Source organism: uncultured Vibrio sp. (assembly GCF_947488985.1).
GTDB lineage: Bacteria > Pseudomonadota > Gammaproteobacteria > Enterobacterales > Vibrionaceae > Vibrio.
This window is the reverse complement of record NZ_CANLBV010000033.1, coordinates 28189-41793: the sequence shown is the minus strand read 5'-3', so window position 1 is coordinate 41793 and position 13605 is coordinate 28189. Positions and strand designations below refer to the sequence as shown.

General features: G+C 44.2%; 12 protein-coding genes. 6 read left to right on the top strand and 6 right to left on the bottom strand.

Annotated elements, in window-relative coordinates:
* Positions 1-262: 262 nt before the first annotated feature.
* On the bottom strand, positions 263-1285 hold the full coding sequence (locus Q1A70_RS09780) for a calcium/sodium antiporter (protein WP_299689837.1): 1023 nt from the start codon (positions 1283-1285) through the stop codon (positions 263-265).
* 500 nt (positions 1286-1785) lie between these two features.
* Here Q1A70_RS09780 and Q1A70_RS09775 point away from each other — a divergent pair, with 500 nt between their 5' ends.
* From Q1A70_RS09775 to Q1A70_RS09760, 4 genes are all read left to right on the top strand, one after another.
* Positions 1786-2118: a hypothetical protein gene (locus Q1A70_RS09775; protein WP_299689840.1), complete on the top strand. Its 333-nt coding sequence runs from the start codon at positions 1786-1788 to the stop codon at positions 2116-2118.
* A gap of 31 nt (positions 2119-2149) precedes the next feature.
* Complete coding sequence (locus Q1A70_RS09770) at positions 2150-2311, top strand: hypothetical protein (protein WP_299689843.1); 162 nt, start codon at positions 2150-2152, stop codon at positions 2309-2311.
* A gap of 115 nt (positions 2312-2426) precedes the next feature.
* A complete protein-coding gene (locus Q1A70_RS09765; protein WP_299689846.1) occupies positions 2427-4283 on the top strand; it encodes an ABC transporter ATP-binding protein in 1857 nt (618 codons plus the stop codon).
* A gap of 285 nt (positions 4284-4568) precedes the next feature.
* On the top strand, positions 4569-5273 hold the full coding sequence (locus Q1A70_RS09760) for a DUF445 domain-containing protein (RefSeq protein WP_299689849.1): 705 nt from the start codon (positions 4569-4571) through the stop codon (positions 5271-5273).
* 117 nt (positions 5274-5390) lie between these two features.
* Here the strand turns inward: Q1A70_RS09760 and Q1A70_RS09755 are convergent, their stop codons facing one another.
* On the bottom strand, positions 5391-5879 hold the full coding sequence (locus Q1A70_RS09755; protein WP_299689852.1) for an Lrp/AsnC family transcriptional regulator: 489 nt from the start codon (positions 5877-5879) through the stop codon (positions 5391-5393).
* A 539-nt stretch (positions 5880-6418) separates the two neighbouring features.
* Between Q1A70_RS09755 and Q1A70_RS09750 the strand changes: the two genes are divergently transcribed.
* Positions 6419-6586, top strand: coding sequence for a hypothetical protein (locus tag Q1A70_RS09750; RefSeq protein WP_299689855.1), 168 nt, complete (start codon positions 6419-6421; stop codon positions 6584-6586).
* Positions 6587-6659: 73 nt separating this feature from the next.
* Here Q1A70_RS09750 and Q1A70_RS09745 read toward each other — a convergent pair whose 3' ends face one another.
* From Q1A70_RS09745 to Q1A70_RS09730, 4 genes are all read right to left on the bottom strand, one after another.
* On the bottom strand, positions 6660-6884 hold the full coding sequence (locus Q1A70_RS09745; protein WP_299689858.1) for a hypothetical protein: 225 nt from the start codon (positions 6882-6884) through the stop codon (positions 6660-6662).
* Between the two features lie 171 nt (positions 6885-7055).
* The gene (locus Q1A70_RS09740; RefSeq protein WP_299689860.1) at positions 7056-7760 is read right to left on the bottom strand and encodes a 1-pyrroline-5-carboxylate dehydrogenase; all 705 of its coding nucleotides are present in this window, start codon (positions 7758-7760) and stop codon (positions 7056-7058) included.
* Between the two features lie 11 nt (positions 7761-7771).
* Positions 7772-10927: a bifunctional proline dehydrogenase/L-glutamate gamma-semialdehyde dehydrogenase PutA gene (putA, locus tag Q1A70_RS09735; RefSeq protein WP_299689863.1), complete on the bottom strand. Its 3156-nt coding sequence runs from the start codon at positions 10925-10927 to the stop codon at positions 7772-7774.
* Between the two features lie 178 nt (positions 10928-11105).
* Positions 11106-11933, bottom strand: a complete 828-nt coding sequence (locus tag Q1A70_RS09730) for an AraC family transcriptional regulator (protein WP_299689869.1) — start codon at positions 11931-11933, stop codon at positions 11106-11108.
* A 489-nt stretch (positions 11934-12422) separates the two neighbouring features.
* Between Q1A70_RS09730 and Q1A70_RS09725 the strand changes: the two genes are divergently transcribed.
* Complete coding sequence (locus Q1A70_RS09725) at positions 12423-13532, top strand: PEGA domain-containing protein (protein ID WP_299689872.1); 1110 nt, start codon at positions 12423-12425, stop codon at positions 13530-13532.
* The last annotated feature ends 73 nt before the right edge of the window (positions 13533-13605 follow it).

Below are 13605 nucleotides of genomic sequence, written 5' to 3'. Positions count from 1 at the left end.
TTACTTTTGGCGAAGCAAATTATAACTCTTTACCATGCTGTTTAAAAAATACTCACGAAAGATCAACACGCCTTAGTCTACTGAGATTATCCAAAATTTTCTAATGTTAGAAACGGATAAACACTCTAGTTATTGAACCTAAACATGTTGGCGGAAATCGTAATATTATCTCCCAACAGCATAACTGTTGGGGAGGATATAAAGGTGAATGCTCTCGTTCAGGTATTAGTTAACAGGATTCGATACCATGTTCTTGGAATTCCTAAAAAGCCGAATTGGCTACTCTTGTTAGGTAAGCTATGAATATCATTAATAGCAAACCACCTCCCCAACGATGAATGGTGTAAGCGGCTTGTTCGTTACTCGATGATTGTGATTTAAGCATGGGAACAGCGAGCATGACACCTAATACTCCTGTTAAAAGAGTCATATAAGGAATATCTCGGCTAAGCACTTGCTCTGGGATGATTAACTCTTGGCCTACTAACGAAGGTATAGCGATTACTCCCAATAGATTGAAAATATTCGAGCCTATTACAGTGGCAAATACAATGTCGTACATTCCTCTGCGCACTCCAGCAATCGCAGCCGCTAGTTCGGGTAAGCTTGTCCCAAATGCAATTATAGTCAATCCAATGGTAAGTTCGCTCAAACCAGCAAGTTGAGCCAAGTTAGCGGCTCCCCAGACCATTAACTTCGATGAGGTTAAAAGGAGTAACAACATCACTAAACTTTCCCACCCTGCTCGTTTTTTAGTTAATGGCAAGAACTCTAGCTCATCTTCAGAAACCTCACCTTGTCTTACGGACTTAGCTAAATAGAAACAGTATATGGCTAGCAAGAGCACCAATAATAGACCGTCAGTCATATTTAGCTTTCCTGTGGACATCAGTGTGCTACAGATCAGCATTGACCCTGCCAATATCGGAAACTCTTTTTTGATAAAGCGCTTGTTAGCTTGGATGGGAGCCATTAACACAGCAGTGGAAAGCACAAGACCAATATTAATAATATTAGAACCAATACCATTGCCTACAGCCAACTCTCCTGCATTATTTAAAGCCGCAACGGCGGATACGAGTAATTCGGGGGCAGATGTTCCAAACGCAACAACAGTCATACCTATAAAGAACAATGATATGTTGCAATGCTTGGCATAGGTTGCTGATGTAGAAATAAGCCGATCTGCGCTGAATGTCAGTAAAACTAAGCCGATTGATAACGCTAACGATGGAAGTAAAAAAGCAGTCATAGAATAAGTAATCAGAGGGCTTATAACAAACACGAACAACCCCCACACTTAGCCCTCGCATAAAGTGTGTAAGTTGTTCGAGTCTCGCTGGGTAGGTACTAAAAACTACTGGTTGCACCATGACGTGTGGTCAAATATGTTGACGCAACCTTTTGCAATGCTAGCAAAGCAAAATAGCTACTCCCTCAAACAGGCGTACACTGTAAACGCATAGAGCTAAAAAAGCAATTTGCAGTACGTAGACTAATCCGTGATTTACTAATTTAGCAAAACCGATGACTCACTTTTGTCCAGATCCTTGCTGGCGGGGCGACTTAACTCAGGTTTTGCCCAGAAATGTGTGGCGTATTCATGTTCACATAAAAATAACCCGAAGCTATACCATGCTTGTATTTATATACCGCTTGGATGTTGAAGTGGCTATGCTTTGTATTAAATCCACATCTGACTTTGAGATAGAAAGCGTCAAATACCCTAGCTTCCCTTTACTAACATAGGAAACTGATAATTCAGATCTAGGGATTGAACCAGAAATGCTTTGTGTAGAGGCAATGCAGTTCTTGGTATATGAGTGCTTAAAACGAGGCCGAGTGAATAGTGAAAATACTTGGTGGACGTATGGCAATCATCTATCTCTATCCATGACATTCTGTGAGCAGAACGGTTTGGACTGGCGAGATATTTCAGAAATCAGTGACAATGTAACGTTAGTCAGTGCATATCGTGACCTTTGTGTTGATGAGTTTGGCATGTCAGTGAATTCGATCAATCAACATTTAAGAACGATAGTGCGTTTCTACTGTTATGGTGTAGGTCAGTGGTTTGAGTCACTACCTTGTTCTCTAGAGTCCGTTTGTAGTAAATAAAGAGCAGCAGTTTCTAGGATGTGTTCAACAAATGAAACTACTGCGATTAGGTATTAGTGATATTGGAGAGGCGGGTATAGAGAATGTCAGAAAAGGTATGGAACGCGGTGAAAAGGTACTAACTGCGTTAGGATTCAATGTTGAAGCTATAAAGCAAGAAATTAACGCAACTTATATACAGCTAATTATATGAATTTTAATAAGATTGCTTTTGAAGTAGTTAAAAACCTTCAAAAGTGTGACTAAAAACGAAACGATGTAAAACAGCAAGTTAGCTGTAGTTACATGTAACGAGCTATTTATAAACTATGTACAAAAAATTTGAAGGCTTTACTCAAGCCTTTCCAAAGGAAGAGCCGATACAACCTCCGGCTGGAATCTTGGCATTCTGCCGTCATTACACTCGAGGTTTCGAAAAGCCGTTAATCTTGCTTGGGCTGATGAGCATGACCATCGCGATCGTCGAAGTCGCGCTATTCGGTTATATGGGGCAACTGGTTGACTGGCTATCAACCAGCAACCCAGATACTTTCTTGGCAGACAACCAATCGACATTGATCGGGCTCGGAGTCCTACTATTGGTTGTGATGCCAATTTTGATCAGCGTCTATTCGCTATTGCTTCACCAAACTCTACTCGGTAACTACCCAATGTCGATTCGTTGGTTGGCGCACCGCTATCTTTTGAAGCAAAGCTTGTCATTCTATCAAGATGATTTTGCCGGACGTGTTGCCACCAAAGTTATGCAAACATCACTCGCAGTGCGTGAAACCGTAACCAAAATGGTCGATGTGTTTGTTTACGTGACGGTTTACTTCACCGCGATGCTATTCATGCTTGCAGAATCAGATTGGCGCTTGATGGCTCCGATGCTGATTTGGCTGTTCATTTACATCGGTATCCAACTGCACTTCGTACCAAAGCTAAAAGACGTATCTTCAGAGCAAGCGGATGCTCGCTCGTTGATGACGGGTCGCATTGTTGATAGCTACACCAATATCGCAACGGTCAAACTGTTCTCACACAGCAAAAGAGAAACCGAATACGCCGAAGAAGGCATGGAAGGTTTCTTAGATACGGTACATCGTCAAATGCGTTTGGTGACTGGCTTCAACATCTGTGTGGAATTCGCGAACTACTTGCTGGTGTTCAGCATTGCGGGGATCTCAATCTACCTGTGGCTCGATAGCGCGATCACCGTGGGTGCGATTGCGATTGCGATTGCGGTCAGCTTGGCTTTGCGTATTAACGGCATGTCAAAATGGATCATGTGGGAAATCGGTGGTTTGTTTGAAAACCTAGGTACGGTAATTGATGGTATCAAAACCCTGTCTAAGCCCATCGCTATCGAAGACAAGCAAGACGCGAAGCCTCTGAACGTTCCACAAGGCGGTATCTACTTTGATAATGTCAGCTTTAACTACGGTGAGAATAAGGGGGTAATTAACAACCTAAACCTCAATATCAAACCGGGTGAGAAAGTCGGCTTGGTTGGTCGTTCAGGCGCGGGTAAATCGACCCTAGTCAACTTACTGCTGCGCTTCCACGATGTAGAAAGTGGCCGCATCTTGATTGATGACCAAGAAATCTCACAAGTCACGCAAGATTCGCTGCGCAGCAACATTGGTATGGTCACGCAAGATACTTCACTGCTGCACCGCTCGATCAAAGACAACATTCTTTACGGTAGACCAGAAGCAACCGATGAAGAGGTATACGCGGCAACGAAACAAGCGCATGCACATGAATTTATCGAAACGCTGACCGACCCGTTTGGCAACCTTGGCTACGATGCTCAAGTCGGTGAACGTGGCGTTAAGCTTTCTGGAGGTCAGCGTCAACGTGTCGCTATCTCACGTGTACTGCTGAAAAATGCGCCATTACTTGTTTTAGATGAAGCAACCTCAGCGCTGGATTCGGAAGTCGAAGCAGCGATTCAAGAGAGTTTGATTGAGCTGATGCAAGGCAAAACGGTGATTGCGATTGCACACCGCTTATCGACCATTGCAGCGATGGATCGCCTGATCGTACTGGATCAAGGCAATATCGTCGAAGAAGGTACGCACCAAGAGTTAATTAATCAAAATGGTATCTATGCACAGCTGTGGAATCACCAAACTGGTGGTTTTATTGCCGATGATCTTGAGTACACGGCAAGTGCGTAGTTTTTACATCATCCGTGAATTGCGGCGTATTTCACACCATTGTGTAGATAATCTGTAAATTACCCATAGCAGAGTGTTATGGGGTGATTATATAATAAGCTCAACAACCAAGACGCTTCGCTTGCGCGTTCTGGAATAAGGCTAGACTTCGGGGGGAGGCTAGCCTTTTTTACGCCTGCAGCTCAGTCACTACTTCGACGGCTCGATACACTTGAGCGATCCTTTTGTTTTTTTCTTGGCATTTTTTTCTTAAAATGCGCGCAATATTCTTTCTAGAGATCAACCATGAACAAAAGTGTCTTAACTAACGCTATCGCGCTAGCACTGCTTGCTGGCGGCTATGCGACAGCAAACCAATACATACTCTATGCTGGGCTATTTGCCTTTTCTGGCGCGATCACCAACTGGCTTGCCATTCACATGTTGTTCGAAAAAGTACCCGGCCTATACGGTTCTGGCGTAATTCCAGCACGCTTTGAAGAGTTTAAAGCCGCCATTAAGCAACTGATGATGGATCAGTTCTTCACTGAAAGTAACATCGACCGCTTTCTAAGCAGCGAAATGGCAGGTAAATCGCTCAATTTAGAGCCTGTCATTCAAAAGATCGATTTCAACCCAGCATTCGACTCGCTAGTGCATGTTATCGAGAATTCGCAGTTTGGTGGCATGTTGGCAATGTTTGGCGGTACAGAAGCACTAGAGCCAATGAAAGCGCCATTTGTTGAAAAGATGCAAGAATCTGTAATAGAAATCAGCAACAGTGATTCCGTAAAAAATGCCATCAAGGACGAGCTAGAATCTCCTGCGATGATGGATGAAATCAAAGAGAACATTGAGGCGATCATCGATCAACGCTTGAATGAACTAACGCCAAAACTGGTAAAAGAGATGGTACAGACCATGATCAAAAAGCACCTTGGTTGGCTGGTCGTTTGGGGTGGCGTATTCGGTGGTGTGATTGGCTTAATCTCAGCAGCAATTACGTTGTAAGCGGTTTACCCACCACCCATTTATCTGATTGCCTTTCTCTGGCACTCAAAAAAATGGAAGCTCATTAGCTTCCATTTTTTATATCGAAACAAACACGTTTGAAGTAAAAACCGAGCCCTATTTTAAGGTTGCCAACAACTCAGGGTTAACACCAAAGCCCTTTTTATGCTCTTCAATCACCACTTCACTGCGAGTCTGAATGACACCCGGTAAGGTGCCCAACTTGGTGGCCATAAATGCTTGATACGACTTCATGTCTTTCACTCGAACCTTGATCATGGTGTCAAAGTCACCAGACAAAGAATAGCACTCCTCAACCTCTGGCATTAGTTCAACCGCTTGAGCAAATTTATCAAAAATCGAAAAGCTGGTCTGGTCGAGACGAATATGGATAAAGACTTGGACATCAAGCCCCAACTTTTCCGAACACAGCTCAGCATGATAGCCCTTAATATAGCCATCCTTTTCCAACCGTTTCAATCTATCAGAGCAAGGCGACGTGGTGAGGTTAACCTGCTTTGCCAATTCCACCACAGGTAAACGCCCTGTAATATGCAGAATTCTTAGTATCTCTTTATCGATACGATCGAGCTGATGCTGAGACATACCATTCCTTAAACATTCTAAATTTAGCTCAGTATATTGCATAGTAACAACAATCACGCAAAACTTTGCTCACACATTTAAAAAACCAAACACACTAGGGCGTGTTGATCTTTCGAGCTGATTTTTGCAGCGAGTTGCTGGGTATTTATACAAGACAGAGGCTTCTCATGTAGCTAGCCTACATGAGAAGCCGATAACGTAGTAGAAATGACCAGCAAACGCTGCCCGAAGGGTTCGGCTAAAAGCATTTTACTCTTTGTTGAGGAGGAATTGCTTAGAATAACTAGGCGACTTCCCCCTCGCCGCGATTAAACGCTTTTATCTCGAACAAAATTTAACCGCGAAAGGTCAACACGCCCTAGTATTCACCGGGTAAATACCCAAAGACACACCGATAAGCAAACCTATAAATAGGCTTTAGGTGTTAACATTTGCTTACAGTGATGAACCGATTAACAAATAAGTTGAGCCAGAAAAGAAAGAAAGGATATAGGCCAAAGTGAATAATAGAATTATCAAAGAGAAAGGATGACTCTATTATGAAAACACAAAAACTCGCATATAAACCATACGGTATTTCATGGACATATGTCACCGTATCAAAAGATGTCGCTCAAGCACTCGCAGCTGAGTATTCAAGCTATGGATGGGAAGTAACCATTGATGGCAACGCCATTGAAAGTGAACACCCCCTCAAAGCCGCATAGCAGTCAAAAACCTCCTAAATGGAGGTTTTTATTATGGGTTTCTCATATGCAGACTGCTCGTTAAACGAATCAGTTAAACCAGTCCAACTTGAGGGATCGAGCTGCCGGTTTCACAGCGACAGTTACACGTACGGCAGAAGTGTTGCGGTTCCATGTCGTAATGCAACTCACCACTAAATAACTTTGACGTCCATTGCAATATACGGCTAGAAGCGGTCTCGGGCTCTGATTCACAGCGTTTCATTATCGACTTATGCTGTGTTGTTTTTTTGCATCCTTTGCAATAGAGATCTGGCATTCCTTTGTCCTATAGGTCTTTAGTAGTTACTGACAATTGACACATCATGTCCAATACCGTTCCATAATTCATCGTTCTAATGTCAAAAATGAGTACCAAGTTCAATAAATAGCCATTTTTTTGACATCAAACATGACAGATATTGAGCCTGTTACTCATGCACAACTAAGATTAATGAGCTTCACTGCCAAGTTCGAGCAAGGTCGCGTTACCGCCCACGGCTGTTATATTTATAGTTCGCGTACGCTCGGTAATGAAGCGCAGCGATAGGTGTGGATCATTAGCAACATTCATTGCCGTTAGATCCGTTTCAGCTACTAAACCGACGATTGCACCGTCACGCTGAGCAAGTTGTAAATTGATAGCTTGAGCCGTTTGTGGATTGCCCACATAACCTGCACTTCGGACATCGCAAGACAGCAGCTGTTGAGCAGCGTCATACGAGGCAACCTTTACTAAGTTAGTTGGTAGATTCGCTTGTTTCGCGGCGTCAGCAATTAAGGTATTGAACTGCACGTCATCACTGCACAATTGAACGCTGTTACCTGCCAATAGTGCAGCAGTAATCATTGCCGTTGCGGTTTGCAGCGCGGGCACTTTCTCTTCGCAATCATCAACAATCACCAAAGCCACACCACGACCTGCAGCGTACAACTCATTGGTTTCGCCCGTAGGGCCCGCCATAAGGTGATGTTCAGAAAGCAGTTCAGACGCTTGCTCTAGATGATAAGTCGCCACTGCAGCCAAAGGCGCAGATTGACTTTCGATCTCTGATTTAAATGAAAGTACCTGAGCACTCTTATGATCAAAGTCGGTAAGATTCCATTGTTCCCACGCTAGCAAAGCATCAGAAAAACCTGTCACTTGATGAACCATGATACTGCTCCTTATGCCTTGTCTTGTGATTGAGAAAACTGAACATCAGTAAAGCGATATAGGTAGTGAGGACCACCCGCTTTAGGACCTGTACCCGACAAGCCTTGACCACCAAATGGTTGAACACCAACAACAGCGCCCACTTGGTCACGGTTGATGTAGCAGTTACCCACTCGAACGTGTTTTTCGATCCAACGGTAAGTTGTTTCGTTACGGCTGTGGATACCCATGGTTAAGCCAAAACCGGTTTGGTTAATTTGGTCTACGACTTGCGCTAACTCACTCGCCTTGAAGCGAACGATGTGTAGCACAGGGCCAAACTGTTCTTCTTTCAAACAGCTGATGTCATCAATTTCAAAAGCACTTGGTGGGACAAAATCACCATGTTCACAATCAGCACCTAGAGAAAGTTGAGCCACCTTCTTCTGGGTATTGGTCATGTTTTCTAGGTGCGTCATCAATTTCTGTTTCGCATTTTCATCGATAACAGGACCAACATCCGTTTTGTGTAGATGTGGAATACCAACACTTAGCTCGTCCATTGCACCGTGAATCAATGCAATTACGCGGTCCGCAATGTCTTCTTGGATGTAAAGCACACGCAGTGCAGAACAACGTTGACCTGCAGAAGCGAATGCAGAACGAATCACGTCACGAACCACCTGCTCAGGCAGTGCGGTACTGTCGACGATCATTGCGTTTTGGCCACCGGTTTCCGCGATAAACGGAACTGGTTTAGCATTACGGCTTGCCAATGACACATTGATACGTTGCGCTGTTGGGGTTGAACCCGTAAAGGCAACGCCAGCAATGGCATCATGGCTGGTTAGCGCACTGCCGATCTCAGCACCACGACCAGGGAGCAACTGAATGGTGCCAGCAGGGAAACCCGCTTCGTTCATCAGTTCCACCGCTCGAGCTGCAATCAAGCTTGTTTGCTCAGCAGGTTTCGCCACAGCCGTGTTACCCGCGACGAGTGCTGCTGTAATTTGGCCAAGGAAGATAGCAAGAGGGAAGTTCCAAGGGCTGATACAAACGAACACACCACGACCTTGTCGTGAAGCGATTCGAGTTTGGCCGTCAAAACCTTTTAGTTCGAAACCTTGTAGGTTGTCCGCTTGTTTTGCGTAGTAGCGACAGAAGTCGACGGCTTCACGTACTTCATCAATGCTATCGTGAATTGTCTTACCCGCTTCTTGATGACAAATCGCCACCAATTCAGCAAGGTTGTCTTCCATCAGATCAGCCAACTTCTCAAGTGCAGCCGCTTTGGTTGCAACCGAAGTTGCGTTCCAATTAGCAAATGCCTCGTCTGCGCCAGTGATCGCTGCAGAAACATGATCAAGGTTAGCGAAAGCCACCTTACCCACGTTAATTCGACGATCGTAAGGTGCCGTGACTTGCTCAACGTTCTGATCAGCCTTGATCATGCTTTCGGCAAGAGATTCACCGTTGATCACAGGGCCTGCAGTCCATTGATTATTAAGGAAAGACTTAACCTGCTCTTCAAATTGATGCGCTTCACTCTCGATATCAATGTTGACACCGCATGAGTTCTTACGCTCAGGGAATACCGCTGGAGGCAGAGGGATCTTGGTGTTGTTCAGCGTATCGAACGCCAGAAGCATATCGACTGGATGTTGAGTCAGCTCTGCCACTGGGCACCGTGCATCCACCAAACGGTGTACAAACGAGCTGTTTGCGCCGTTCTCTAGCAGGCGACGTACTAGGTATGGCAGTAGATCTTTGTGGCTACCAACTGGCGCGTAGATACGTACCGACTGTTGGTAAGCTTCCATCGCGTGGTTGTAAAGCGAGTCACCCATACCGTGTAAGCGTTGGAATTCAAAGTCTTTATGATCGGCCATGACGGCAATAGCAGAAACCGTATGCGCATTGTGGCTCGCAAACTGCGGGAAGATATTGCCACGAACACTTGAGCTCAATAGGTAACGTGCACAAGCAAGATAAGCTACGTCTGTCGCTTCTTTGCGAGTGTAAACTGGGTAATCAGTGAAACCAGCCTGTTGTGACCATTTGATTTCGCTATCCCAGTACGCGCCTTTCACCAAGCGAAGCGGGATTAAATCACCCTGCTCTTTCGCTAAGCGGTTTAGCCATACCAGAACCGGTAGTGCACGTTTTGAGTAAGCTTGAATAACCAGACCAAATTTACCCCAACCTTTAACAAGGTCAGTGCGGTACAGTTTTTCGAATAATTTAAGAGAAAGCTCTAGACGATCCGCTTCTTCAGCATCAATCGTAATCGCAACATCGAGCTCTACTGCTCGGCGTAATAGCTGCTCTAGCGTGTCGCAAAGTTCATTTAGAACACGGTCTTCGTTCGCCACTTCATAACGTGGGTGAAGTGCAGAAAGCTTGATAGAAACAGACGGTGCTGGGCTCGATTTTGAAGAGCCATTCGATTCCGAAGAAACATAGCTGTCTCGACCTACGGCTTCAATCGCCATTAGATAATCTTTGAAGTATTTGTTTGCGTCTGCCGTAGTCAGTGCAGCTTCACCTAGCATGTCGTATGAGTAGGTAAAACCTTTGTCACGCATAAACTTACCGTTCTTCTGCGCTTCAGCAATGCTGCGGCCAAGAACGAATTGGTGACCCATCACCTTCATTGCTTGGTGCATCGCTTTACGAATTACCGGCTCAGAAAGCTTGTTCACTAAACGGTTAACCGCTTGACCTGCACTCTGCTCTTTAGATGAAAGTCCAACCACCTTGCCCGTTAGCATTAGGCCCCAAGTGGATGCGTTCACAAACACCGAATCAGAATTCTTAAGGTGAGACTTCCAATCCGCAACGCTTAGCTTGTCTCGAATCAGTGCATCTGCCGTTGCTGAATCAGGAATACGTATCAAGGCTTCCGCCAGACACATCAGCAAGATGCCCTCTTGAGTATCTAAGCTGTATTCAAGCAACAGTGCATCGATCATCTGAATAGAAGTCTTATCGGCACGAATTGCTTCGATCAATGAGGTGGTTTTTTCTGTGATTTGCTGCTTTTCTGACTCAGAAGGGATCGCAAGCGGCAGAAGCTGCTCTAGCCATTGGGTTTCATCCACCATATATAATGGTGAGATAAGCGACCATAGTTCAGCAAGCGGCTGCTCGTTGAACTCTGGCTTTAACACGTCAGTCGCTGTAAACATGTGTTTTCCTTAAACTCACACCCGAAAATAGTTCGGGATCTCTACAATGGCTGCAGTGTATTTAGACTATATAAGGATTACTTGTCAAAAACTCCGAGCTTTTTGCTAAAAACTCGCTTTATTAACAAAATAAACACAATGTCACATGTTAAACGATAAAATAATATGTCGTTATGTTTCACAATTTAACAAAGTTTTTCTTTTTGTATTGTGATGGTGACATGCCTTGCAGGCGGGAAAAGGTATGCGTAAAAGAAGATTGACCTGAGAAACCAGCCAGTTCAGCGACTTGACCTAAGTTCAAGTTCCCTTGATCAATGAGACGGCGAGCACGGTCGATACGTTTACCCAGAACATACTGGTGTGGAGTAATACCCATTTGCTCTTTGAACAGCATATGGAACTGGCTTTCGCCCAAAAATACACAACCCGCAAGTTGAGTAACTGAGATCTTACTGGCGAGATGCTGCTCGATGTAGCGATCAAGCACCTCAAGATCCAAACGCGAATCCTTGATTGAGGTTTCAAATGCCGAGATGTGCCTTTGCATGAGCGCGATCACTGTATCATTACACGCACGACTTAATAGTAAATCATCAGGGCTCGCCTGCATCTCTTGCACCAACATATGAATAAGATTTTGAATTTTAGTGTCTAATTGAAAATAAACGTTCGAGGATTCTAACTGGTTCATCTTCTCCAACATCACTGGATCCCCCTCCGTTGGCAGCGGCATATTAAGCACTAAGATCTCTGACTGACCCACCACGCCACCGAAAGCATGATCACAGCGAGCCGTCACCACACAACCTTGACCAGGGCCAACAAGATTACCTTTACCACTGACTTCAAATTCTGCCTGACCTTTTAAGCCAATCACCACTTGAGAATAATGGTGATCATGACAATCCATATGCGATGGCAAGGTAATGATCTCCGCAGGACGAGGCCCGGTGAGACCTAGCGGAGACAAGTCAAAATCAGCAAAAGGCAAAGGGTTAGACATAGCAGCAAAATACTCGGGGTAACAGATCCAGAATCATACTCTTAAACCTGCACAAGATGAATTTGTAAATGATCATGAGAGTCATTTCCTGACTTCAAAGGAAAGATCATTACTGGGACTCTCTTGATCATACCTCCGGAAAGATGATCAAGAGTGTATAAACTACGGACATTGTAAAACCAATTGTTCCGATGGATTTAAAGGCTTACAACGCAACTCTACAAACACCCAGAATCATGTCATAGATAAATGCTTCTACGTTTCAACATAACGAATAAATTTTCTTATATAGCTCAAATAATTATAATTGACTATAAACCTGTAAAAAATGCATCCAAAGTACCGAAACTTGGCTTTTGAGTAGATTGGACAGCAATAAAACGGTATAAAGACGGGTACTGTGTTAATTGCTAATAACTAGTGACTCACTAATAGTGAAGTAGACACTTAATTAACAAACGAATTTCAATCTACAAGTTACAGAGACCTATGACTAACTTTCGAATTTCAGCGCTTTTACTTGCGCTATCCCCACTTTGGGTATCTGCATCGGTATCCGCTGAAGAACTGAATCAAGTCGACCCCGATCCCGTTTCAGCTATCGATGCAAAGCTAACAGAGAAAAACTCATATATTGAGCGTATTTCAGCAACCAAAGTATCGGCGACTGAGAACCTAAAACAACTACAAAACAAAAACAGTAAGTTGTTACGCGAAGGTGAAGAGCTTAAGGCAAAACGTAACAGAGCCAAGTCCGTACTAGACAAACAGTACAGTCGCTTACTTGAAGACCCAGAAACGGATCTGGTCTCTTTCCAGAAAAGCTACCAAGATGCTTGGGCGGCCGTTAAAGAGAATCAATCTGCTCAGTTAGACAATCAACAAGCAATGAATGAAGGTGAAATTCACCTTTCTCAAATAAAGCAAAAGCAAGCTCGCCTAAATAGTGAACTAGCAAACTTGAGAGAGTCAAAAGTTGAAACGCGAGTAAAACGTATTGCAGCAGAGCTGCGTGAAAGTGCAGTTCTTGAAATCAGCTACACCACCACATGTTCATCAGCAATGACACTGGGTGAGTGTACTGCGCAAGGTAAACACCTAGCCAATCAAAAAGCCGTGCAAACATTCAAGAGCCAATTACTTGAGCAGCTCACAGAAAGCACATTAGCGAAGCAAAACTTACAAGGTGTTCAACTGAACATCCATGTTCAAGACAGCCAAGTAATCAAGAGCGGCTTCTCTGGCAACAACTCTTACTTCATGCAGATGCAAGCTCAGCTTCAAGCAAAGCCTGAAGCGGTTGCTGCGTGTAACCTATTGAACGTTTCAACGCGCTACTGTTTAACTGGCAGTGATGTAGCGGTTGTTGAAAAGAATGACAAGCAGTGGGCTAATGTGACGGTACGCTCTGATCAATACAATGATTCAGTGACTATCAACGGCATCAAGTACGGCAGCACGCCTCTTGAGGTTAGGCTACCAAACGGTCGACACCAAGTGACCGTTTCCAAACAAGGTTACGAGCCTTATAACCGCACAGTCACCATCAACGGCAACGACACTATTTGGGTTAAGCTTCTTCCTAATAAAGAAAGCTAAACACCCTTTCTACATAGAGCTGAGTTAATACAAAACGCTTAACTCTATAGTCAGATAACCGTGCCTATTTCAG

Bases quoted from the DNA above. Each gene is read 5' to 3' on its own strand.
- Q1A70_RS09775 (WP_299689840.1), top strand. From the start codon at position 1,786: ATGCTTTGTGTAGAGGCAATGCAGTTCTTGGTATATGAGTGCTTAAAA.
- Q1A70_RS09770 (WP_299689843.1), top strand. From the start codon at position 2,150: ATGAAACTACTGCGATTAGGTATTAGTGATATTGGAGAGGCGGGTATA.
- Q1A70_RS09765 (WP_299689846.1), top strand. From the start codon at position 2,427: ATGTACAAAAAATTTGAAGGCTTTACTCAAGCCTTTCCAAAGGAAGAG.
- Q1A70_RS09760 (WP_299689849.1), top strand. From the start codon at position 4,569: ATGAACAAAAGTGTCTTAACTAACGCTATCGCGCTAGCACTGCTTGCT.
- Q1A70_RS09755 (WP_299689852.1), bottom strand. From the start codon at position 5,879: ATGTCTCAGCATCAGCTCGATCGTATCGATAAAGAGATACTAAGAATT.
- Q1A70_RS09750 (WP_299689855.1), top strand. From the start codon at position 6,419: ATGAAAACACAAAAACTCGCATATAAACCATACGGTATTTCATGGACA.
- Q1A70_RS09745 (WP_299689858.1), bottom strand. From the start codon at position 6,884: ATGCCAGATCTCTATTGCAAAGGATGCAAAAAAACAACACAGCATAAG.
- Q1A70_RS09740 (WP_299689860.1), bottom strand. From the start codon at position 7,760: ATGGTTCATCAAGTGACAGGTTTTTCTGATGCTTTGCTAGCGTGGGAA.
- putA (WP_299689863.1), bottom strand. From the start codon at position 10,927: ATGTTTACAGCGACTGACGTGTTAAAGCCAGAGTTCAACGAGCAGCCG.
- Q1A70_RS09730 (WP_299689869.1), bottom strand. From the start codon at position 11,933: ATGTCTAACCCTTTGCCTTTTGCTGATTTTGACTTGTCTCCGCTAGGT.
- Q1A70_RS09725 (WP_299689872.1), top strand. From the start codon at position 12,423: ATGACTAACTTTCGAATTTCAGCGCTTTTACTTGCGCTATCCCCACTT.